Source organism: Sorangium sp. So ce448 (genome assembly GCF_051520915.1).
Lineage (GTDB): Bacteria > Myxococcota_A > Polyangia > Polyangiales > Polyangiaceae > Sorangium > Sorangium cellulosum_B.
In genome coordinates, this window is the sequence record NZ_CP150343.1 from 3,071,586 (window position 1) to 3,092,371 (window position 20,786).

At 70.2% G+C, this 20,786-nt stretch carries 15 protein-coding genes; 12 read left to right on the forward strand and 3 right to left on the reverse strand.

Annotation, left to right across the window (positions count from 1 at the left end):
* Positions 1–41: 41 nt before the first annotated feature.
* From WMF45_RS11835 to WMF45_RS11880, 10 genes are all read left to right on the forward strand, one after another.
* Positions 42–4,754, forward strand: a complete 4,713-nt coding sequence (locus WMF45_RS11835) for a copper oxidase (protein ID WP_437717015.1) — start codon at positions 42–44, stop codon at positions 4,752–4,754.
* Between the two features lie 19 nt (positions 4,755–4,773).
* Complete coding sequence (locus WMF45_RS11840; RefSeq protein WP_437717016.1) at positions 4,774–6,981, forward strand: YncE family protein; 2,208 nt, start codon at positions 4,774–4,776, stop codon at positions 6,979–6,981.
* On the forward strand, positions 6,978–7,595 hold the full coding sequence (locus tag WMF45_RS11845; RefSeq protein ID WP_437717017.1) for an SCO family protein: 618 nt from the start codon (positions 6,978–6,980) through the stop codon (positions 7,593–7,595). The genes WMF45_RS11840 and WMF45_RS11845 overlap by 4 nt, the downstream gene beginning before the upstream one ends.
* Positions 7,596–7,602: 7 nt before the next feature.
* The gene (locus tag WMF45_RS11850; protein ID WP_437717018.1) at positions 7,603–8,334 is read left to right on the forward strand and encodes an SCO family protein; all 732 of its coding nucleotides are present in this window, start codon (positions 7,603–7,605) and stop codon (positions 8,332–8,334) included.
* A gap of 241 nt (positions 8,335–8,575) precedes the next feature.
* Complete coding sequence (locus tag WMF45_RS11855) at positions 8,576–10,267, forward strand: ABC transporter substrate-binding protein (RefSeq protein ID WP_437717019.1); 1,692 nt, start codon at positions 8,576–8,578, stop codon at positions 10,265–10,267.
* Positions 10,268–10,440: 173 nt separating this feature from the next.
* Entirely contained in the window at positions 10,441–11,019 is a 579-nt protein-coding gene (locus WMF45_RS11860) for a Uma2 family endonuclease (RefSeq protein WP_437717020.1), read from the forward strand.
* Positions 11,020–11,371: 352 nt separating this feature from the next.
* A complete protein-coding gene (locus tag WMF45_RS11865) occupies positions 11,372–11,911 on the forward strand; it encodes a hypothetical protein (RefSeq protein WP_437717021.1) in 540 nt (179 codons plus the stop codon).
* Positions 11,908–12,627: a hypothetical protein gene (locus tag WMF45_RS11870; RefSeq protein WP_437717022.1), complete on the forward strand. Its 720-nt coding sequence runs from the start codon at positions 11,908–11,910 to the stop codon at positions 12,625–12,627. The genes WMF45_RS11865 and WMF45_RS11870 overlap by 4 nt, the downstream gene beginning before the upstream one ends.
* Positions 12,624–13,718: a hypothetical protein gene (locus WMF45_RS11875; RefSeq protein WP_437717023.1), complete on the forward strand. Its 1,095-nt coding sequence runs from the start codon at positions 12,624–12,626 to the stop codon at positions 13,716–13,718. Before WMF45_RS11870 ends, WMF45_RS11875 begins: the two co-directional genes overlap by 4 nt.
* Before the next feature lie 91 nt (positions 13,719–13,809).
* The gene (locus tag WMF45_RS11880; RefSeq protein WP_437717024.1) at positions 13,810–14,910 is read left to right on the forward strand and encodes a hypothetical protein; all 1,101 of its coding nucleotides are present in this window, start codon (positions 13,810–13,812) and stop codon (positions 14,908–14,910) included.
* Positions 14,911–15,107: 197 nt separating this feature from the next.
* On the opposite strand, the gene WMF45_RS11885 is transcribed toward WMF45_RS11880, so the two are convergent.
* Entirely contained in the window at positions 15,108–16,133 is a 1,026-nt protein-coding gene (locus tag WMF45_RS11885) for a hypothetical protein (protein ID WP_437717025.1), read from the reverse strand.
* A gap of 252 nt (positions 16,134–16,385) precedes the next feature.
* Between WMF45_RS11885 and WMF45_RS11890 the strand changes: the two genes are divergently transcribed.
* Positions 16,386–16,649, forward strand: a complete 264-nt coding sequence (locus WMF45_RS11890) for a hypothetical protein (protein ID WP_437717026.1) — start codon at positions 16,386–16,388, stop codon at positions 16,647–16,649.
* Between the two features lie 41 nt (positions 16,650–16,690).
* Here WMF45_RS11890 and WMF45_RS11895 read toward each other — a convergent pair whose 3' ends face one another.
* Both WMF45_RS11895 and WMF45_RS11900 read right to left on the reverse strand, forming a co-directional pair.
* The gene (locus WMF45_RS11895) at positions 16,691–18,145 is read right to left on the reverse strand and encodes a hypothetical protein (RefSeq protein WP_437717027.1); all 1,455 of its coding nucleotides are present in this window, start codon (positions 18,143–18,145) and stop codon (positions 16,691–16,693) included.
* Positions 18,146–18,348: 203 nt separating this feature from the next.
* Positions 18,349–19,461 carry a hypothetical protein gene (locus WMF45_RS11900; protein WP_437717028.1) on the reverse strand — a complete coding sequence of 371 codons (1,113 nt, stop codon included), beginning with the start codon at positions 19,459–19,461 and terminating at the stop codon, positions 18,349–18,351.
* 145 nt (positions 19,462–19,606) lie between these two features.
* On the opposite strand from WMF45_RS11900, the gene WMF45_RS11905 reads away from it, so the two are divergent.
* Positions 19,607–20,773, forward strand: a complete 1,167-nt coding sequence (locus WMF45_RS11905) for an RNA polymerase sigma factor (RefSeq protein WP_437717029.1) — start codon at positions 19,607–19,609, stop codon at positions 20,771–20,773.
* Positions 20,774–20,786 lie beyond the last annotated feature (13 nt).

Here is a 20,786-nt window from a genome sequence, read left to right on the forward strand (position 1 = left end):
TCCCCGTGCTGATGAGGCTTCCCTGGCGGCCCGGATGGGCCATGACGATGGTGGCAGTCCTTGGGTGCTCCGGCTCCGAAGGGGCTCCTCCGGAGGAGGAGAGCGTCCTGGAGAGCCAAGATGAGGTGCGCTACGACTTCCATGCACCCGCGTCTGGAAGGACGGTGTTCGCGGACGTCGTGGCCATCGATCAGATGTTCGTCTACGATCGCCTCGGCGCGTTCAACCCCGGGGGCATGGTGTACGCGCTCCGCCGGGACGTGGTGGCCGCCGATCCGTCGAAGTCCATCGGTCCTGGCAACGCGACGCTGCGGCCGGGCAAGCGCCCGAGGCCCCTCGTCCTGCGGGTCAACGCCGGAGACAGGCTCTCCATCTCGTTCACCAACTGGCTCACCCCCGCGACCGGCCCGCTGCCGAGCACCTCCGCGTCGACCCGTGACGCCTCGATCCAGGTGGTCGGGCTCCAGATCCGGAACATCGACGCGCTCGCGGGCGACGTCGGGAAGAACGAGAGCTCGCTGGCCGCGCCGGGCGAGACGCGCAAGTACGAGCTCTTCGCCGGCCGCGAGGGCACGTTCCTCATGCACAGCGGCGGCGCCACGGTCGGCTCGGAGCCCGGGCCGGGGCGGCGGATCTCCCAGACGCTGTACGGCGCCGTCACCGTCGAGCCGCCGGGCGCGGTCGCGTACCGCTCGCAGGTGACGGCCGCCGAGCTCTCGGCCGCCGCCCTGAACCCCTCGAACCCGGACGGCACGCCGCGCATCGACTACGACGCGGTCGACGCGTCCGGCCAGCCGATCCTGAAGATGATCGACGACGCCGGCGAGATCGTGCACGGCGACGTCAACGCCATCATCGCGGGCTTCGGCGAGACGGAGGCCGGGTCCCCGGCGTCCGAGAACATGGGCTATTTCCGCGAGTTCACGGTGCTCTTCCACGACATCCTGAGCGTCGTCCAGCCCATCGCCGAGTACCAGGCGGACCCGCGCTACAACGGCGTGCGCACCGGCTTCGGCATCAACTACGGCGCCGCCAGCCTGGGCAGCGCCGTCTTCGCCAACAAGCGGAGGATCGGCCCGAGCAAGAGCTGCGAGGAGTGCAAGTTCGAGGAGTTCTTCCTGAGCTCGTGGGTCAACGGGGATCCGGCGCTGAACATCGATCGGGACGACGCCGGCAACGCGACGGAGGCCCTCTATCCGGACGACCCCTCGAACGTGTCCCACGGTTACCTCGGGGATCCCGTCCGCGTCAGGAACCTCCACGCCGGCCCCAGCGAGACGCACGTCTTCCACCTCCACGGCCACCAGTGGCTGCGGTCGCCGGGCAACGAGAAGAGCGCGTACATCGACTCGCAGACCATCGGCCCGAGGGCCGCCTACACGTATGACATCACCTATGGCGGGGGCGGCAACCGCAACCTCTCCGTGGGAGACGCCATCTACCACTGCCACCTGTATGCCCATTTCGCGCAGGGCATGTGGGGGCTCTGGCGCACCCACGACGTCTTCGAGGCGGGCACGCCGGACCGCTCGCTCCCGGACGGCGAGATCGCGGCGGGGACGCCCACGCCCGCGGTCGTGCCGATCCCCGGCGTCGCGCTGGCGCCGATGCCGACCTACGAGCGGACGCCGGTCAGGATGGCCGACGGCAAGACCGAGGAGCGCGACCCCATGCCGGGGTATCCGTTCTACGTCGCCGCGGTCGCGGGGCACCGGCCGTCGCAGCCGCCCCGCGACATGGAGCACGACGGCGGGCTCCCGCGCCACTACATCGCGAACGTCCCGCCGGGAGGCGCGGCGGTCGGCGGCCGCGGCCTCTTCGACGTGCAGCTCTTCAAGGCCGACGTGCAGCTCTTGCCGAAGGACGGCACCCCGTCGGAGGTGGCGGCCGCCAACTTCCACGCGGGCGAGTTCCCGGGCGCCGTGCTGGCGCCGGAGCGCTACGGCTTCCCCGTCAAGGGCTATCCCGCCTTCACGGCGGAAGGCAAGCCCGCGCTCTTCCTCGTGAACGGCCAGCCGCCGGCCGCGGGCGCTCCCTTCGCGGACCCGTGCCCGCCAGACGCGCCGGTGCGCACCTACCGCGCGGCCTACGTCCAGACCAACGCCCCGGTGAACCGGGCCGGCTGGCACGACGCGCAGGCGCGCATGATCGTCCTCGAGAAGGACGTCGAGGCGACCCTCGACGGCACGCGGACGCCGGAGCCGCTGTTCATCCGCGCGCAATCCGGCGAGTGCGTCGTGTTCCACGCGACGAACCTCATCCCGGCGGCGCTCGCGGCGGACGACTTCCAGGTCTTCTCGCCCACCGACGTCATCGGCCAGCACATCCACCTCGTGAAGTTCGACGTCACCTCCTCGGACGGCGGCGCGAACGGCTTCAACTACGAGGACGGGGCGCTCGCGATGGAGGAGGTGGCGGCGCGCATCCAGGCGGCCAACGCGCTTGGCGGGGCCCTCGCCGCCGGCGTCAGGAGCGGCGAGCCCGGGGCGCGCGTGCGGCTCGAGGACCCGACGCGCCACCCGCGCATGGCCACCGCGTCGCTCGGGGCGCAGACAACGACACAGCGCTGGTGGGCCGATCCGGTCATGAGCGAGGCTGGCCAGGACCGCGCGCTGAGCACGGCCTTCACCCACGATCACTTCTCGGCCTCATCGCACCAGCACCACGGGCTCTACGGGGGCCTCGTCGTCGAGCCGGCCGGCTCGATCTGGCGCGATCCGGGGACGGGAGCGCTCTTCGGCGATCGCAGCGACGGCGGGCCGACGAGCTACCGCGCCGACATCCTGTTTCCCCCGGGCGACCCCCGGAGCCCGTTCCGCGAGTTCAACCTGAGCATCGCCGATTATGGCCCCGTCTACGACGAGTGCGGCCGGCCGGTGAACCCGTCGTCGCAGGCGCCGGCGCCGCTGCCGGTGGCCATCACCCATGGGCCCTCCACCCCCGACGCCATCTCGTGGCGTGACTCGGGCGTCGGGCTCATCAATTACCGGAACGAGCCGATCCCCCTCCGGATCGCCGAGCGCAACTGCAGCACGCGCGCGGTCGTCCAGAAGAGCGGCGACGCCGGCGCCATGCACAACGTCTTCAGCTCGCGCGTCCACGGGGATCCCGCGACGCCGCTGCTCCGCGCGTACGAGGGCGATCGCACGCTGATCCGCCTCACCCAGGGCGCGCAGGCGGAGCAGCACGTGTTCACCGTGCACGGGAAGAAGTGGCTGAGCGAGTCGACCGATCCCGACAGCGGCTACGCCAACGGGCAGGTCATCGGCGTCTCGGAGCAGGCGGACCTCGCGCTCGACGCGGCGCCCCTCTTCCGGAAGAACGAGGCGGGCGGCGCGGACTACCTCTATGCGGGCGCGCCGACGGACGATCTCTGGGAGGGGCGGTGGGGCATCCTGCGCGTCCACGGCGAGCGGCAGGCGGATCTCCTGCCGCTCTCGGGCGCGTCGCTGCCGAGCGGCGGGCGCCGGGAGGTCGAGGTGTGCCCGCCCGAGGCGCAGAAGAGGCCGTATGTCGTCCACGCGATCACCGCGCAGGGCAACCTGCCGGACGGTCGCCTCACGTACAACGCGACGCACGGGCTCCACGATCCCAACGCCATCCTGTTCGTCCTCGAGGAGGATCTGGCCGCCCTGCGCTCGGGCGCGCGCCCGCCCGAGCCGCTCGTCCTGCGCGCGGCGGCCGGCGAGTGCGTCGAGGTCACGCTCGTCAACGACCTGCCCGAGGATCTGCCGAAGTCGCCTCACTGGAACTACAACGCTCCCATCGTCGACGGGTTCAACGTCAACCAGGTGAAGCCGTCGAACCGCGTCTCGCTGCACCCGCAGCTCGTGGCGTTCGACGTCACGGCGAGCGACGGCGCGAACGTGGGTGAGAACCCCGATCAGACGGTCGAGCGCGGGAAGCAGCGGACGTACACCTGGTATGCCGGCGACATCTCCGTGACGGCGCGGGGCGACGTCCGCTGGATGCCTGTCGAGCTCGGCGCCGTGAACCTCAAGGACATGGCGGACGTGGTGAACCACCCGATGCACGGCGGGATCGGCGCGCTGATCGTCGAGCCGGAGGGCGCCGTCTGGTACCCGAGCCGGAACTCCCGCGCGGCCGCCCAGGTGAAGTACCGGGACGAGAACGGCTCCGAGATCTGGTTCCGCGAGTTCGTGCTCCTCTACCAGGACGAGGTGCCCTTGCAGTCGGATCAGGCGGCTCTCCGCTGCCTCAACCCGGCCCTGGGCTGCGGCGCCACCCTCGCGAACGTCGCTGGCCCTCCCGATCCCGACTTCACGGGTCACAAGGCGTTCAACTACCGCGCCGAGCCCATCTGGGCGCGGCTCGGCGTGGGGCCGGACGCGCCTCTCGGCACCCGCCCGGGCCTCGACGTCAGCGGCGTCTTCAGCTCGGCGGGGCACGGCGATCCGGCGACGCCGATCTTCACGGCGGGGCGTTATGACCGCGTGCGCTTCCGGGTGCTGCAGGCCTCGGGGCACCGGCGCCAGCACTCGTTCGGGCTCTCGAACACGGAGTGGGCGTACAACCCGTGGGCGCAAGGCTCGGGATCCCGGTACCAGGGCCGGAACAGCAAGAGCTTCGCCGTGAGCGCGCACGGCGGCATCGGCCCCATGACCGCGTGGACGGTGACTCCCTACTTCAGGTCGGGCGGCATGTTCGAGATCCCCGGCGATCGTCTCTACATGGACCAGTCGAACGCCATGCTCACCGGCGGGCTCTGGGGCATCTGGCGGGTCACGCCGTGAGCGGGAGGAGGGGCCTGTGATGCGACGGATCTCGATGGACGGCGCCTCGATGGGCGCGCGCGGACTCTGGCTCTCGCTGGCCTGGCTCAGCGCCTCGACGGCGCTCGGCTGCGGCCGGAGAGAGGCGCTCCCCGCCTCGCAGGACCCGGGGGCCGAGCCGCCGGCGCAGCTCGCGCCGCCGGCGCAGCCCGAGGAGCCGGCGGCTCCCCTGCAGGAGAGCCGGGTCGAGCGCGATGGGCTCTCCATCGCGTTCGCCCTGCGGCCGCTGGATCGCGGCCAGCAGGGCGGGGGGACCGGCCTCGGCGCGGCGCCGGCCGCGGCGGTGGCGGGCTCCGACGTCGTGGCCGAGTTCACCATCACCGACGCGTCCACGGGCGCGCCGGTCCGTGGCCTCACGCCCCTCGGCTGGATGTCGCGCCGCGCCGGGGCGGACGGCGCCGCCGCGGCGAGCTTCTCCGGCGGCGCGCCCGCGGCGAGCCTCGCCAGCGGCGCGTCCGCGGCGAGCCTCGCCGGCGGCGCGGTCGACGCCGCGCCGGACGAGGCGGCGTGCCGGGGGAAGATCAAGAGCTTCATGGCGGGCCTCCTGTCCGTGCGCCCCGAGGTCGACATGAACGCCTACCTCCTCTGGACGCTGAACCAGGACAACACCCTCTCGGCCATCAACCCGCAGGTCGCCCTCGCCAGGACGCAGCTCCGGAGCGTGGTCAGCCTCTCGGGCCGCGGCGTCTCGTTCGTCCTGCACCCCGACCGGGAGAGCCTCTACGTCACGCTCCGGGGCGGGCAGGGCCTCGCCGTTGTCGACACGCGGCGGGGGCTCGTCCGGACGAACGTCACCGTCGGCCAGGATCCGTCGCGCGTCGTGGTCGCCCCCGACGGGCGCACGGTCTGGGTGGGCAACGACGGCGACGGGACGGTGAGCGTCATCGACGCCCGCTCGACGGACGTCCTAAGGACGCTCCCGGTGGGCCCGGGCCACCACGAGATCGCCTTCACCGGCGGCGGCCGCGCCGCGTGGATCACGAGCCAGCAGGGGGAGTCGGTGGCCGTGGTGGACGGCGAGACGCTCGAGCCGCTCGGCGAGATCGCGGTGGGCGAGGGGGTCGTCTCCATCGCGGCGAGCGATGAAGCGGGCGTCGTTCACGCGGCGAACGCCGCGCGCGGCGAGGTCGTCGTCCTCGATGTCGCGCGGCGCGCCGTCGCCGGGCGCGTCGCCCTGAAGCCCGGGCTCGGCGCGCTCCAGTTCGACCCGCGCGGGCGGTTCTCGTTCGCGCTGAACCCGGCCGCGAACGAGGTCGCCGTCCTCGACGGCGCGACGGGCGCGGTGGCGCATACGCTCACCGGGCTGGCCGCGCCGGACGCTGTCACCTTCACCGGGGCCTTCGCCTACATCCGCAACCGGGGCGCCGCGCGGGTCTCGCTCGTCGACAGGTCGGCCCTCGGCGGCCCGGCGGCCCCGCCCCTCGTCGACATCGCGGTCGGCCAGGACCCGCCTCTCGCCGCCGCGGCGCGGCCGGGGCCGGCCGCGCTCGCCACACCCATCGCGCCCCTGCCCGAGGGCAACGGCGCCCTCGTCGCGAGCCCGGCCGACAAGGCGCTTTACGTCTACGTGGAGGGCATGATGGCCCCGATCGGCACCTTGCCGAGCTACGGCCGCGAGCCGCGATCGATCCTCGTCGAGGACAGGTCGCTCAAGGAGGTGCGTCCGGGCGTGTACGCGACAACGGTGCGCCTCGGCGAGGGGGGGCTCTACGACGTCGAGCTCCTCCTCGACCGCCCGCGGACGGGGGTGTGCCTCGAGGCGACCGTGGCGCCCGCGCGCTGCGCTCCGGGCGACGGCGAGGCCGACGCGTCCGGCTGCGGGGGTGACCCCGTGAAGGACATCGCGATCGCGCCGCTCTTCGAGCCCGATCTGCGGCTCGCGGCGGGCGAGCCCGCGACGCTGCGCTTCCGCGCGACCGCAGGCGAAGGGGGCCCTCCGCTCGACGCGCTCGACGCTGAGGACATCGAGGTGATGGTCGTCCGGTTCCCGGCCGGGTACCGCTTCCGCGGCGCGCCGCGGGCGGAGGGGGACGGAACGTTCTCCGTCGCGTTCACCCCGCCCGCGCCGGGCCAGTACCGCTTCCTCGCCGCCGTCCCTGGGCGCGGGGCGCCTGTCGGCGCGCTCCCGTTCGTCCCGCTGCGGGTCTCCGCGCGCGGCGCTCGCGCGCAGGGCGGAGGTGCGCGATGAGGCCCGGGGCGGCCCTCGCCGCGGCGGCCCTCGCGCTCGCGATCTCCTCGGCGGCGCGCTTCACGCCCGCGGAGGGCAAGGCGCCGCGCGTGGAGCGGATGAAGATCGGCGGCGTCTCCCGGGAGGACGACGCCGCCGCGGCGCGGTACTTCACCAACACCGAGCTCGTCGACCAGCACGGCCGCGCGCACCGCTTCTACGACGGGCTGCTGCGGGGCCGGAAGGTGCTCATCAACTTCGCCTTCACCTCGTGCAAGGGCGTCTGTCCCACGATGACGGCGAACCTCGCGCGCGTGCAGGCGCTGCTGCGGGCGCGCGGGCAGGCGGTGACGATGCTGACGATCACGGTCGACCCGGAGAACGACACGCCGGCCGCGCTGAAGGAGTACGCCGCGAAGTTCAAGGCGGGCGAGGGCTGGTACTTCCTTACCGGCACGCCCGAGAACGTCGCCACGGTGCTGAAGCGCCTCGGCGGCCAGGTGAAGCGGCCCGACGAGCACACGATGACGCTGCTCGTCGGCGACACCTCGACCGGCATGTGGCTGAAGGCGTTCGCGACCGAGGAGCCCGAGGCGCTCGCGCGCGCCGTCCAGCACCTCAACGACCCACGGTGAGGCCGACATGCGTTTCCTGTCGCTCGGTGCATTGAAAGCGCTGGTCGTTATCCTCGCCGGCGCGCTCGCCGCGGCCTCGTGCGGCCGCGGGAGCGGGAGCGAGACTCCTGGCGAGCACGCGGCCCCCGCTGCCGCGGGGCCGCCTGGGCGCCCGCCGGACGTCGCCGCCGCCGCCGCGGGGCCGCCTGGGCTCTCCCCGGACGGCGCGGCGGATGTGCGCGCCTTGCCGGCGAAGGGCGTCGAGGTCCTGGACGAGGAGCTCGTGGATCAGGACGGCCGGCCCGTCCGCCTCCGCGAGCTCGCCAAGGATCGGGTGCTCGTCGTCAATTTCATCTTCACGACCTGCACGACGATCTGCTCGCCGATGACGGCCATCTTCGGCCGCCTCCAGGCCCAGCTCGGCGACGCGCTGGACCGGGACGTGCGGCTCGTCTCGATCTCGCTGGACCCTGCGATGGACACGCCGGAGCGGCTGAACGTTTACGCCGAGAAGTTCGGCCGGCGGAACGGCTGGTCCTTCCTGACGGGGCGGCGCGAGCGCGTGAACCGCGTGCTGGACGCGCTCGGAGGGGGCGCGCCGATCAAGGAGCGGCACGCGCCGATCACGCTCATCGGGCGCGAGGCGGAGGGCCGCTGGACGCGGGTCGAGGGCATCGCGCCGCCGGGGCGCCTCGCGGACGAGGTCCGGGCGTTCCTTCCGCCGCGAGGGGCATCGGCGCGGAGCGTGGGTGGTGGCTAGTTCCGTCCGCCAGAGGTCCGGCCAGGGATCCGGCGAGAGAATTCAACGCAAAGCCGCAAAGACGCAAAGTCGCAAAAAAGAACAGATTCTGAGTATTTTTGCGTCTTTGCGCCCTTGGCGTCTTTGCGTCAAATTCTCGCTTCGTTCGCGAGACAGATCCCTGGCGGGATTTCTGACACGCGAAACTAGGTCGAGGGCGCGTCGTCCGGGCAGGGTGCGGCTCGGCCTCCTGGCTGCGGTGATGGCGGTGGGGATTTGCGCGGTCGCGGCGTGGGCGCTCGGCGGTGATGAGCGAGCGCCCCGGGCGCACGCGCCTGCGGAGGGCGAGGCGGCGTCGTGCGAGGAGCTCTCGCCGGCCGCCCGGCGCGGCAAGCGCATCTACCAGCGCGGCGCGACCGAGGACGGCCGGGCCGTCCAGGGCGCGATCGCCGGCGGCGCCGCGGCGCTCTCCGGCCGCGAGGCCGCCTGCGCGGGCTGCCACGGCCCCAGCGGGGAGGGGACGACCGAGGGGGGCGTCACGGCACCGCCGCTCGCGGCCGAGCGGCGCCTGGCGGCCAGCGGCGAGCGGGGTGGGGGAGCAGGGCAGGGCAGGGGGGCAGGCGACGGGGCGATGACCGCCGCCGCCCTGGTGACGGCGATTCGCGAGGGGCGAGGGCCCGCGGGGAAGTGGCTGAGCCCGGTGATGCCGCGGTACCGCCTGGCGGAGGCGGATCTATCGGATCTTGTTGAATATTTGGATTGTGTCGGCCGGGATCTGGACCCTGGCGTCACGGCGGGCTCGGTGGCGCTGGGCGCCGCGTTGCCGCTGACCGGGCCGGAGGCGCCGGCGGGTGCGGCCGCGCGCGACGTGCTGATGGCGGCGTTCGCCGAGGTGAACGCGCGGGGCGGCCTCTACCGGCGGAGGCTCGAGCTGCGGGTGGAGGACAGCGCCGGGCCGGCGGGCGAGGCCGGGGCCACGGCGCGCCTCCTGGACCGCGGCGTGCTGGCGCTGGTGGGGAGCGCCTTCGACGGGGATCCGGCGCTGCGGGCGCGCCTCTCGGAGGAGCGAGCGCCGCTCGTGGGGCCCTTGGCGCTGGCGGGCGCACCCGGGTTCGCCGGCGGGGCTGGCGGGGCAGGCGCACCCGGGTTGGCCGGCGGCGCCCCGGGCCGCGCGCGGGATATCGCGGCAGGGGCCGACGACATGGTGTTCCAGGTGCTGCCGGGGCCCGACGTGCTGGCCCGCGTGGCGGTCAAGCACCTCGCCGGCGCTCCTGCGACCGCGGGGGCGCTCGCCCTGGTCGTGCACACGCGCGATCGCGCCGGCGAGGCCTGGGCGTCGGGCGCGCGCGAGGAGGCCGCCCATCGCGAGCTCCCGCCGCCCTCGACGCTGCCCTTCGAGCCAGGCCGCCTCTCGCCGCGCGACGTCGCCGATGCGGCGCGTGTGCATGGCGCGAAGGCGGTGCTCTTCTGGGGCCCCGGCGCGGAGCTCGCGAGCGCTCGGGCCGCGCTGGACGCCGCCGGATCGGCCGTGCCGATCTACGCCTCGGTGGGATCGATCGCCGGCCATGCCGGGGCGCTGTCCCGCGAGCTCGCCGGCAGCGTGCTGTTCCTGTACCCAGGCTCCCTGGGCGAGCGGGAGCGGGCATCAGAGGACGCGCTGCGGGCCTTCCTGCGCCGGGCCGGCGTGGCGCCGGGGCCGCTCGGGATCCAGGCGAGCGCCTACGTCGCGGCGCAGATCGCGATCGAGGCGCTGAAGCGCGCCGGCGCCCACGCGACGCGGGAGGGGCTGATCGCGGCGCTCGAGCGGCTGCGAGACTTCGACGCAGGTCCGGCGCCGCGCGTGACCTTCGCCCGGAACCGCCGGACCGGCGTCCTCGGAGCGAGCGTCTTCCGGATGAATCCGACGTCCGACACCGCCGTGCGAGCGTCGGAGTGGATCGAGGTGGTCCCGTAGGGCGGGGCCATCCCGACATCGGTCCTCCCTGCCCACGCACCGTGCTCTCGTGACCAGGGCGAGCGCAGCCATCGCGCGCGCGTCCTCGCCCGAGCCGATGAGCTCAGCGACCCAGGGTGATGGGAGCCTCCCCGGGCTGGTTCCCCCTGCGGGGTCGCGCTAGGCTCGGCGCCATGGGTGATCCCGCCGCGATGCGGAACATGAGCGCTGCGGAGTACCTGGCGTGGGAGCGGAGCCAGCCTGCGAAGCACGAGTACCATCTCGGCGAGGTGTTCGCGACGGCGGGTGGCAGCCCTCGGCATAACTTGCTGTCAGGCGCCATGATCGCGGAGCTTCGAGCGGCCGTTCGCGGCAAGGGGTACCACGTGCTGACGTCCGATCAGTGGATCTCGGCCGAGCAAGGGCAGCACTACGTCTATGCGGATTCGGTCGTTGTGTGCGGCCCCATGGACACGGAACCTGGCACGAGCGATGTCCTCACGAACCCGTGCATCCTTGTCGAGGTCCTCTCGCAGAGCACCGAGCCCTACGACCGCGGCAAGAAGTGGGCGGCGTACCAGCGCCTCGTCTCGCTGACCGACTATGTGCTCGTTTCGCAGACTTCTGCGCGGGTCGAGCACTATCGTCGCGAGGCGGATGGCTCCTGGCGCTACCGGGTGCTGGAGGCCGGTGACACGCTGACGCTGGCGAACGGCGCTACCCTCTCGATCGACGCGGTGTACGAAGGCGCGTTCGAGCTCGCCGGCGACTGACGTGGGCGAAGGCCGCGCGCCCGTATTCGCCACGAGGCAGGCCGATCGGTAGCCACCGTGGCTGTTGCGCGGCCGCGGCGCGCGTCGGGTCGTCTTCGCAGGCGACGTCGTGCAACCCGAGCGGTATGGCGGCTCGCGCGCTCTCACGGCGAGCTGGACCGGGAGCCAGTGCGAGCACGTGGAACAAGCACTCGAGCCGCGCAGGCAGCTGCGCACTGGCGCACACTCAGGACAGTACGACCCACGGCCATCGGGGTGTCGCCGTCCAAATTCCGGTTGACGTCCAATTCCACGATCAGCAGGATGGCCCGCGTCGTCGCGTGGCTCGTCCGTTGCGGAGAGGGGAGAGACGATGGGCACACGAAGCCGGCTGATCCCATGGGTGGTCTTGGTCGTCCCCCCGCTCGTCGTCGTACCGACGCAAGGAGAGGCCTCTGAGCTGAGCGCCGGTGTGAGCCTCGGGTGGCTCCAGGCCGGTACCATTCCGCGCCTCGCGGTGGGGCCGCACGCGGGCATATCGTGGCCCATCCAGCGAGACATCCTGTTCACGGTGCACGACCTGTGCACGATCCTACCCCCGATCCAGGAGAACGGGCTCGGGATCTACAACCAGACCTCGGTTGACATCGGGTACGCGTGGAAGGACGGCAACGTCAGCGCGGGGCCGTCTGTCGCGTTCTACCTCATGCCGGCGTGCGGCGTCACCCTGTGCGGCCGCGTCGGTGGCTTGGCCGTAGGCGGCCACGCGCAGACCAACGCGTACGTTGCCGGACCGCTCGGGGTGTCGGTGAGCGTCAACGTGGATTGGGTCGGTCGGGGCAGCCTGGTGCTCCCGGGCTATGTGTCCGCCGTCGTTGTCGCTGGTCCTGTGCTTCGATGGAGTGAGAAATGAGCGTGAGAAAAGTTCTATTTTTGATCTTGACTATCGCGGTTTGGGCGCTGGCGGCGTGCAACATGACGTTCGGCGACTGCTATCCTGTCGGGGAAGGAACTTCGGGTGCAGGGGCCGGTCCGGGCTCCGAGCCACGCCCCGTCTTCGCCTCCTCCGCATCCGGTGACTTCGGGGCCGACCCCCAAGGCGGCGGCGAGCGCAAGATCGCGTGCAACGAGTCGGACCTCGAAGAAGACGACGACGACGAGGAGAGCCCGAGCGACAGCTCGGAGAGGCCGACTGCTAGCCCGACGAGCCCGCCAGATCCATGCCAGCAGAGCGGCACTCCGACCATGGGGTGCACAGGCAAAATACCGATCGACCCGCGGGCTTTCGAATTTGTTACGATCGTTGCCTACGATGGGATTGGCGTTGCAGGTGGTTGGCAGGAGGCAAAGGCCTATCTGGCTTTCGGCCATAATAATGAGGGCGACTCAACGTGTATGGTTCACATTGGGATGCCACTGCGAAGCGAAGAGTGGGGAACGATCTCGTCGGATAGGGCAGCACAGATTAGCGCTGACGTGGCGAACTGGTCGGCGGATACAGTATACGAAAAGGATAGCGGCGCGCAGCTCCCCCCGGGCATATTCTGCAAAACGTTCAAGTCTAGAATAGTAGAACGCTTTATTAGTGATTTCTACAAAGGCCTTGGCGCCAGGCTCAAAAATCCATGAAACACAGCATTAACGAGCTGTTGGACGTTGTCTATCGATACTACCCCCGTGGCGTTGGGATTGCCGATGATGTCGACGAACAGCTCCGCAGCCAGACCGAAGAGCACGCCCGGCTCGTGGCTGCGCAGATCCAAGCATCAAAAGACGAGCGATGGCAATCCATGCTACGTCGCATCGACGACCGCTTCCCTCGTATGCTCATGAACCGTTCGCTGCATCTCACCACGGGCGGTTGCGACGGCTGCTACTCCTTCACGATTGATCTTCGAAAATCCACCGGTGAGTCGCTGTGGTTTCAAATAAGTTTCCTGGCCCCTTACTACATTGTCCATAGATCCTGCACGATCGAGATCGTGAAACAGGTGAGCGACTTGTTCGTGGTTGTATTCCGAGGCTTGCGCTTCATTGTTTATCGAAGCCCATTCGATCCAGGCTTCGTGTCGCGGCCGGACGATAGTCTCAAGTTCGTCAACATCAGGAAACGCTACGTTGTCTTCGATTTGTCGCCCGAAGAACAGCTATATGCGGAGTGGATTTCCCGTGATATCGAAGCGACCTTCGGTTGCGAGCGCATGCCGCCGGAGATCGGGACCGTGCTCGTGCCGGATGTGACAACAGGCGTGCGCCTTCCTGGTGAGGTCAGACTCTACGACTGCTTATTTTCGGACGAGCATGCATGGGTAAGACCATCGCCGTCTGAAGTGTCGGCTGGCGGCGTGGACATCGAAGCGAGCAACCTGACAGACTCGCTCATCGCGGTACTCAACGTGCTTGCGGCGCTGTATCACATCTTGTGGGCTCTGATGCCCGAGGTGCAAAGCGGTTCTTCTTACTGGGTTGTAACGACGGATGGTGTCTTGCGGAGAGAGGAGGTTATTGAGGCACTTGCGAAGATTCGCGTGCTCATTGAGCAGCCGAAGACTGCCCGCGGCATCGCTGCCAGGCGCGAGCTCGAAGCTGCTACGCGCGAACTGGAAGCTCTGGTCGCTTCGTGGGACGGTCACGGTGAGGCGCCAGCCGCCATGGTCGCTTGGGCCTCGAGGTTCCTGGCGAGTTGGCCGTTCGACCCGGCTCCCGGAGGTTCCTCGTAGCCGTCGTTGAGATCCGTGCCGCCGTCCACTTGTCGCCGAGAACGCCATTGGATGGACAGTACAGACACACCGGCTCCAGGATTGTGAATCCATGAAACACAACATCGACGAGCTGATCGGCATTGTCTATCGATACTATCCCCGTGGGGTTGGGATCAAAGAGGATGGCGATATCGACGTCCAGCGATGCATGGAGACCGAAGAGCACGACCGGCTCGTGCGCGCGCGGATCCAGGCATCGAAGGTCGACCGATGGCACGACCTGCGGCGTCGCATCCAAGACGGATTCCCTGGTAGGTTCATGAACCATTCGCTGTACCTCCCCACCGGAGGCTGCGACGCCTGTTACTCTTTTTCGATCGACATGCCGGAGTCCACGGGTCGAACGCTGTGGTTCCATGTGAGCTTTCTGGTTCCGTACTACATCGTCCATAGCGAGCGCACGGTCGACATCGTGAAGCGAACGAGGAACTCGTTCTCGGTCAAGTTTCTAGGACTACATTTCATCATTCCGCGTAGCCCGTTCGATCCTAGGTTCGTCGCTCGTCCGGACGATGGACAAAAGTTCGCCATCATCGGGAGGGAATATGCCACCTTCGATCTGCTGCCCGATGAGCAGCCATGCGCGGAGTGGATTTCTGGCGACATCGAAGCGACCTTCGGTTGCGAACGCATGCCGCCGGAGATCGGGACCGTGCTCGTGGCGGAGGTGATGACGAACCTGCGTCTCCCCGGAGAGGTTAGACTCTACGACTGCCTGTTCACGGACCAGCACAGGTGGGTGGAGCCATCGCCGTCTGATGAGCCGGCACCCGGCGTCCAGATCGAAGCGAGCAACTTGACACAGCCGCTTATCGCGGTGCTCACGGTACTCACGGCGCTCTACTGCATCCTGTGGCCCCTGATGCCAGAGATGCAGAGCGGTTCTTGCTACTGCGTGGTGGAGACGGATGGCGTCCTTCGAAAGGGTGAGTTGATCGACACGCTCGTGAAGATTCGCGTGCTCCTCGAGCCGCCGATGACTCCATGGGGCATCGCTGCCAAGCGCGAGTTCGAAGCTGCCACGCGCGAGCTCGAAGCGCTGGTCGCCTCGTGGGACGGTGAAGGCGAGCCGCCGGCCGCCATGGTCGCCTGGGCCTGGAGCTTCCTGGCGAGTCGGCAGGTGAACTCGGAACCCGTAGCCTCATTGTAGCACGACGCCTGGAAGGTGCCCCGATCAGCAGAAAGGCCGCCGAGATCGCCAGGAGGGGAGCGGAAGGGCCATCCCGGCATGTTCCCTCCTACGCCCATGGTTCCTTGGGTCCCAGCGGTTCGCTTCGCTGCCTGCCTTGCTGCGATCGTTGCAGCCGTCGTGGAGGTCCGTGCCGTTCTCCCATGACGTGAGTTCGGCTATTCTGGGAAACGCTGCATCTCGACCTGGATGCCGTCCTCCCCGTGGATCTCTTCGCCAGACCAATCCCAGCTCACGCCGCCCTTGCCCGGCGGTCCGAGATCGTAGGTGACGCCCTCCAGCGTGAGCTGGTCCTCGTCGAGGTAGGCGATGCCGATCGAGTCGCCGCCGCGTCCGGGGCCGCCGTAGCCGCCGTCGCCTCCTCGGCCTCCGTCGCCGCCGCCACAGGACCACGTGCCGTCCCCCACGGCCCCGCCTGGCATGCCCCAGCCGCCATCGCCGCCTCGCTCCGGCGCCCCGCCGTCCCCACCCGACCCGGCGAGGCGCGTCGTGAGCAGGCTGTCGCGCACCGTCAGCTTGGCGTGAAGCACGGCGATTCCGATGCTGGGCTGGCCGTTCCCGCCCCCTCGGCCGCCTCGGCCACCGCAGCCCCCCGCGCCGCCCGAGCCGCCGCCGGCGCCTCCCTTGGAGGCCACGCCGCACACGGCGAGCCCACCGCGACGCCCGCCTCCCCCGCCACCGCCTTGGCCCGGCATGCCGCGGATGCCATCGGCTGCCCTGTCGCCCTCCCATCCGGTCTCGGTGAGCCGCCCGATGCCCTCGCCAGATGCGCCGATCGCACCCCACTTGCCGTTTTTCCCGTTGAAGCCGCTGTAGCAGCCAACGTCTTCGCGGTTGCCAAGTCCTCCTTGCCCTTCGTGGCCGGGGTCCGGCGCGGGTACGGGCTCGCCGGCCTCCCCGTCTCCAGCGCCGTCGGCACGCCCGTCTCCTCCCTTGCCACCGACGGTCGGGATCCCGCCCTCGCACGGGTTCACCACCGCGGGCCCGCCGGCGACGACGGCGCCCGAGCACGCATCCCCGCCGTAGATGCCGTGCGGCCCGTCGGGTGCTCCGTCCGGCCCGGGCCACTCCTCGCCATGGCCGCCCCCGTTTCCGGGGGATGCGCTGATCTCGCTCCGGGTGAGCTCCACCGCGGTACCCGACCGCACGAGCATCCCGATATAGGTTTCGCCCAGGATGGTCACGTGGTCGATCGTCGAGACTCCATCCGCCGCCCCGGTGTCGCCGGCGCCCGCCGGCTCGACGGTCAGAGCAATGGCGAATGGTCTCTCACGGACGATGAGACCGGTTGTAACACCCTCTTTGAAGCGTTCGAATGTTTGGCAATCAACGCCCCCGTAGAGGTCCACGCCGGAGGGTAGGATGAGGGACTCTTCGAAGACGTCGTTGCACGCGAACACCCTTCCTCGACCGATGCGCGCCAGGGCAATCGCGCGATGGAGAGAGCGGACCGGCTTGTTCTTCGTGCCTGGATTCGCATCGTCGCCGCCAAAGAAGGGCCCGGCGACAAACACGCCACAGCCGTCGGCCAGCCGATCGGCGGCAAGGTGCTCGAGGCAGACGGCTTCCGGCGGTGGTTCGTCCTGGCACGACGATGTGAGCGCACACGGCGGACCATCGCCATCGATGGGGCCTGGCGCGCTCTCGCAGCCAACGGCGGCGAGAGAAAGAGCCAGGAGCAGGCCAATCGTGCGTTTTGACGTCATCGGCATTCCTCGACGGCTGCGCCGCGATGAGCGACTCAACGGGGCGGCTCGTTTGCCGCACCGAAAGGATAGAGTGGACCCCATGGGCCGCTCGCCCCTCGGCCCACCTCGTCGTCTAAGGCGGCGTTTCCTGCATAGCCGCCATCTCCTGCGTGCCCAACGTCGATGATCGTGCCGGGCAGGATGGCCAGATGGGGGACCACGTACGCGATGCCGATCGCAGCGCCGCCGAGCCCACCGCCGGCATCACCGCCGTGGCCGCCGTTGCCTCCGAAGCCGCCGCTGCACGCAGGCCACATCTCCTGGCCGAAAGGGAGGCCCCCTCGGCCACCAGCCTGCCCAACGCCGCCTGGTTGGCCCGTTCCGCCGACCCCGCCATCGCCGCCGTTGCCCGCGACGACCTTCGTGGCGTCGAGTTCCAGCTCCGAGTCCTCCAGTGCGACGATGGCGATGCTCGCGCCGCCATAGCCGCCGCCCCGGCCTCCCTCGCCCCCGCAACCCCCGCTCCCCCCCGAGCCACCGGCCGCACCGCTCTGGGGCCGGCCTGCAGGGCACGCAACCATTTCCCCGCGCGACTTGCTGCCGCCACCTCCGCCCCCCCCTTGGCCGGCGCCGCCCTTCTTTCCATCCTCACCCCGGACGCCGACCCATCCGTGGATGTCGAGGTAGCCTTCACCTTTCGCGCCGTCAGCGCGGCCACGGCTGGCACCGGGTGCGCCGTCTTTCCCCTCCGTGCACGGATCGCTGCCCGCGCCGAGCCCCGCAACCCCGTAGCCTTGCGGATTTTCCGCGGGGTCCGGCTTTCCTGGCATGCCATCGCCGCCGCCGTCAAGTCCGCCGTCGCCGCCATATCCGCCCGTCGACTCGATGCCGTCTTCGCAGAAGTTGACAACCGGTAGGGCGCCCGCAGCGGCGTCCACGGTGCAGGCGAGCGCGCCGTCGTTCCCCGGCGCTCCGTCCGTCGCTCGATAGCTGTGCGCGTCCTTGCCCGCCTCCCCGACCTTGCCGTCGCCAGCGATGACATCGCTCGACACCACCTTCGCCTTGGCCCCCTGGCTCAAGATCATCGCGATCGACGACTTGCCGTCGTCCGCGGACGCATCCGCCGCCACGGCGCGCACGCCGAAGATCACGGACGTCGCGTCGTCCCCTGCGACGACCGCGTCGCTCCCCCCGAGGACCCGCAGCGGGATCCCCACCGGCGGAGCGATGATCGTCGGATGATCCGGTCCGTCGAACGATCCCGCATACGACCAGTCGCCGCCGTCACAGAGGCGTCCGCCCCACAGATCGACCCCCGAAGGCAGCGTGATCGTCTCCGCGAACTCCCCTCCACACGCGTACACGCGCCGGGTCGGCTCCTCGCGGTGGCCTCGCCCGTGCGCGGCGAGCCCGATCGCGCGTTGCAAGGTCTTGACCGGCGCGTCCTTCGTTCCGGGGTGCCTGTCGTCGCCTGACGACGCGCTGACGAACACCCCGCAGTCGTCCACTGCCGGCGCGGTACCAGGCGCTCCTGCGCAGGGGTCGGGCGGAGGCTCCGGATCGGGGGCACAGTCCAGCCCTTCCCAGCAAGCATCGGAATAACGGCACGCGGTCGACGCGCCCGCGCTCCACGCGCACAGCACCACGGCGAAAACGGAACCTCGAGCGCTTCGGCCGCCCTGCGAATGCATCTCCACCGCCCCTCCTGACCTCACCAGCTTCCCTCGATCCTCACGCCGGTCTCACGCCCAACCGCCACGGGCGAGACGTGGATCCGCTCCTGAGCCGGCGAGAGCCCCAGGAAGGAGAGGTCGATGAAGAAGGACGCGGCCGTCGCTGCGCCGAGGACACCCCCCGTGATGAGCAGGGCCGTGCCCAAGCCGTCGGAGAGGTTGCGCTCGTCGAGGAGGCGGCGCAGGGCGCCGCACGAGGAGCGCTGGGACGCTTGCCAGCACATCGACGAGCTGGACGTCCGACCACGCGTGAGCCCGTCGCGTTGCTCGCTCGCGTCACCATCCAGCGTGCTGGCCCTGATCATCAGGACGGCGCCCGCCGACAGGGTGGCCGTCGTGGCGGTGATTCCCGCGATACGCAGCGTCCCCGGCCAGGAAGCCCACGGGCTGGGGGCCTGCGCGCGCACGACGGGTGAAGGGCTCCTGGTCTCCTGCGTTTCCTTCGGTGAACCCGGCGCGCTCTCCGGAGCTTGGCTCATCGCCATACGCGCCAGCGGCATTCTGACGTTGTACGCCGTTGCGGCCACAGCCCCGAACTCATGGAACCCATCCAGGCGGCCCGGGGCGCTGGCCCGCACGATGCGCTGGCCGGGCTCCAAGAACAGCTTGTACGTCCGCGCGACCCGGCCTACCCACTTGCCGTCGACGAGCACCTCGGCATCCGGCGGATCGACCGAGAGCACGAGTGTCGCGACGTGCGATGTTGCCTCGCGCTCTCCTTTCTCGAATCGCAGCTGAAGCGCGAGCGGCAGCGCCGTGCGCTGCTCGAGGCTAAAGGCCAGGTGCTCGGCGGCATCGCGGTACTTGCGCAGCGCGAGCTCGCAGAGGCCAAGCTCGCCGGCGAGCTCCGCGCGCTCTCGCTCCGTGCTGGACGCCGGGTCTGCTGCCTCGAAGGCGGCCTTGTAGGAGGCGTATGCCTCGGTCCACTGCCCGGCGTTGCGCGCCCTGCGACCGCGGCGAACATGGTCCTTCACCGTTGCGCCGTCACGTAGTCCTGGCTCCGGATAGGCGTCCTCTGCGCTGGCCGAGCTCGCAGCGCCGGTTGCGGCGAGGAGCGCAGAGAACAGCAGAACACATGCGGAACATCGCATGGTTGGACGGTACTCGCGCCAACCGCGCGGCGTCAACGGGAGCGAATCGATGCAAAGTGACCCTGGCAGTGGCAAATTGCGTTCGGGTGCGGCAATGCGATCGCCTGTTCGCGGCAGCGTAGCGAAGACTCGAGCGCCTGAACGCATGTATCAGTGCTACCTGGTGCTACCAAAGTTGCCGCTCCTTGCACTTTCCTGCACCGTTTCGAGCGGCTCAGGGATGCTACCTACCGTGGGCAAGCCAGCGACCCATCTCCTCAGCTTCAACCGCTTCCGGCGCCTGGCCAGGCTCCACGGTGTGCCGGCGCGCGACGCCGAGGACGTCGCACAGAACGCGATGCTGCGGGGATTGGAAGCGGCGAGGCGGGTCGAGCTGAGCGGCGATCCGGCGCGGTACTTCGTCACGATCGCCCTCAACGAGGCACGGAAGCACAGACGGAACGAGCGCCGCCGCGGAGAGGTGCTGACGTCGTTCGAGGAGCGCGATCCCCGAGACGAACGCCCCACGCCGGAGGAACTGCTGCGCTTGCGACAGCAGGAAGAGCTGGCCCGGGACTTGCTCGACCGGGTCGGCCCCAAGGACCGGGATCTCTTGGTCAAGCACGAGCTGGAGGGGACACCGCTCTCCACGATCGCCGCCGAGCTGAACGTCCCGTTGGATACGGTGAGGGCGCAGCACCGCCGGGCTTGGGATCGACTCGTTGCGGCTTTCAAGCGGTGGACGGCCCAGCAACCCGCGCACGGTAGGGACGAGAGCGCCTGCGTCCCGCTGGTGCTCGGGCTGGACCGCCGTGCGTCGTGGACGGCCTGGCTGCGCCGGCTGGGCGTGAGGATCGTCGTGCAGGGTGCGTTCGTCGTGTTGAGCGGCGCGCTCCTCTCGGCGGTGCCGCCGCTGCCCAGCGCGGAATCGTGGCTGCACAAGGCGGCATTCCGCGCACCGGGCGGCGCGCCTGCACCAGACGACGTCACGGCGCAAGGCTCACGTGACAGCGCGCGTTCCGCTGCCGCGCCCGCCGCGCCCGAGAGCTCGTCGCCGACGGCGACAGGCAGCGTGCGCGCTGAGGCTGTGGCGAGCAGCACGCCCGCGCCCTCTGTGGCGACAGCACCTCGTATCTCGTCCCCGGGGCGCCCCGTGTGGCCAGCGGTCACCGCACGCGAGATGCGCCTGATCAGCCAGGCCCGAAGGGCCATCGAGGACAACGACGGAGAGGGCGATCACGAGGCACGCCTGCTGCTCGAAGCCCATGCGCGGGAGTTCCCGCGCGGTCGGCTCGCAGCGGAGCGCGAAGCGCTGTTCAGGCACATCCGCTGAATCGTCAGCCGTC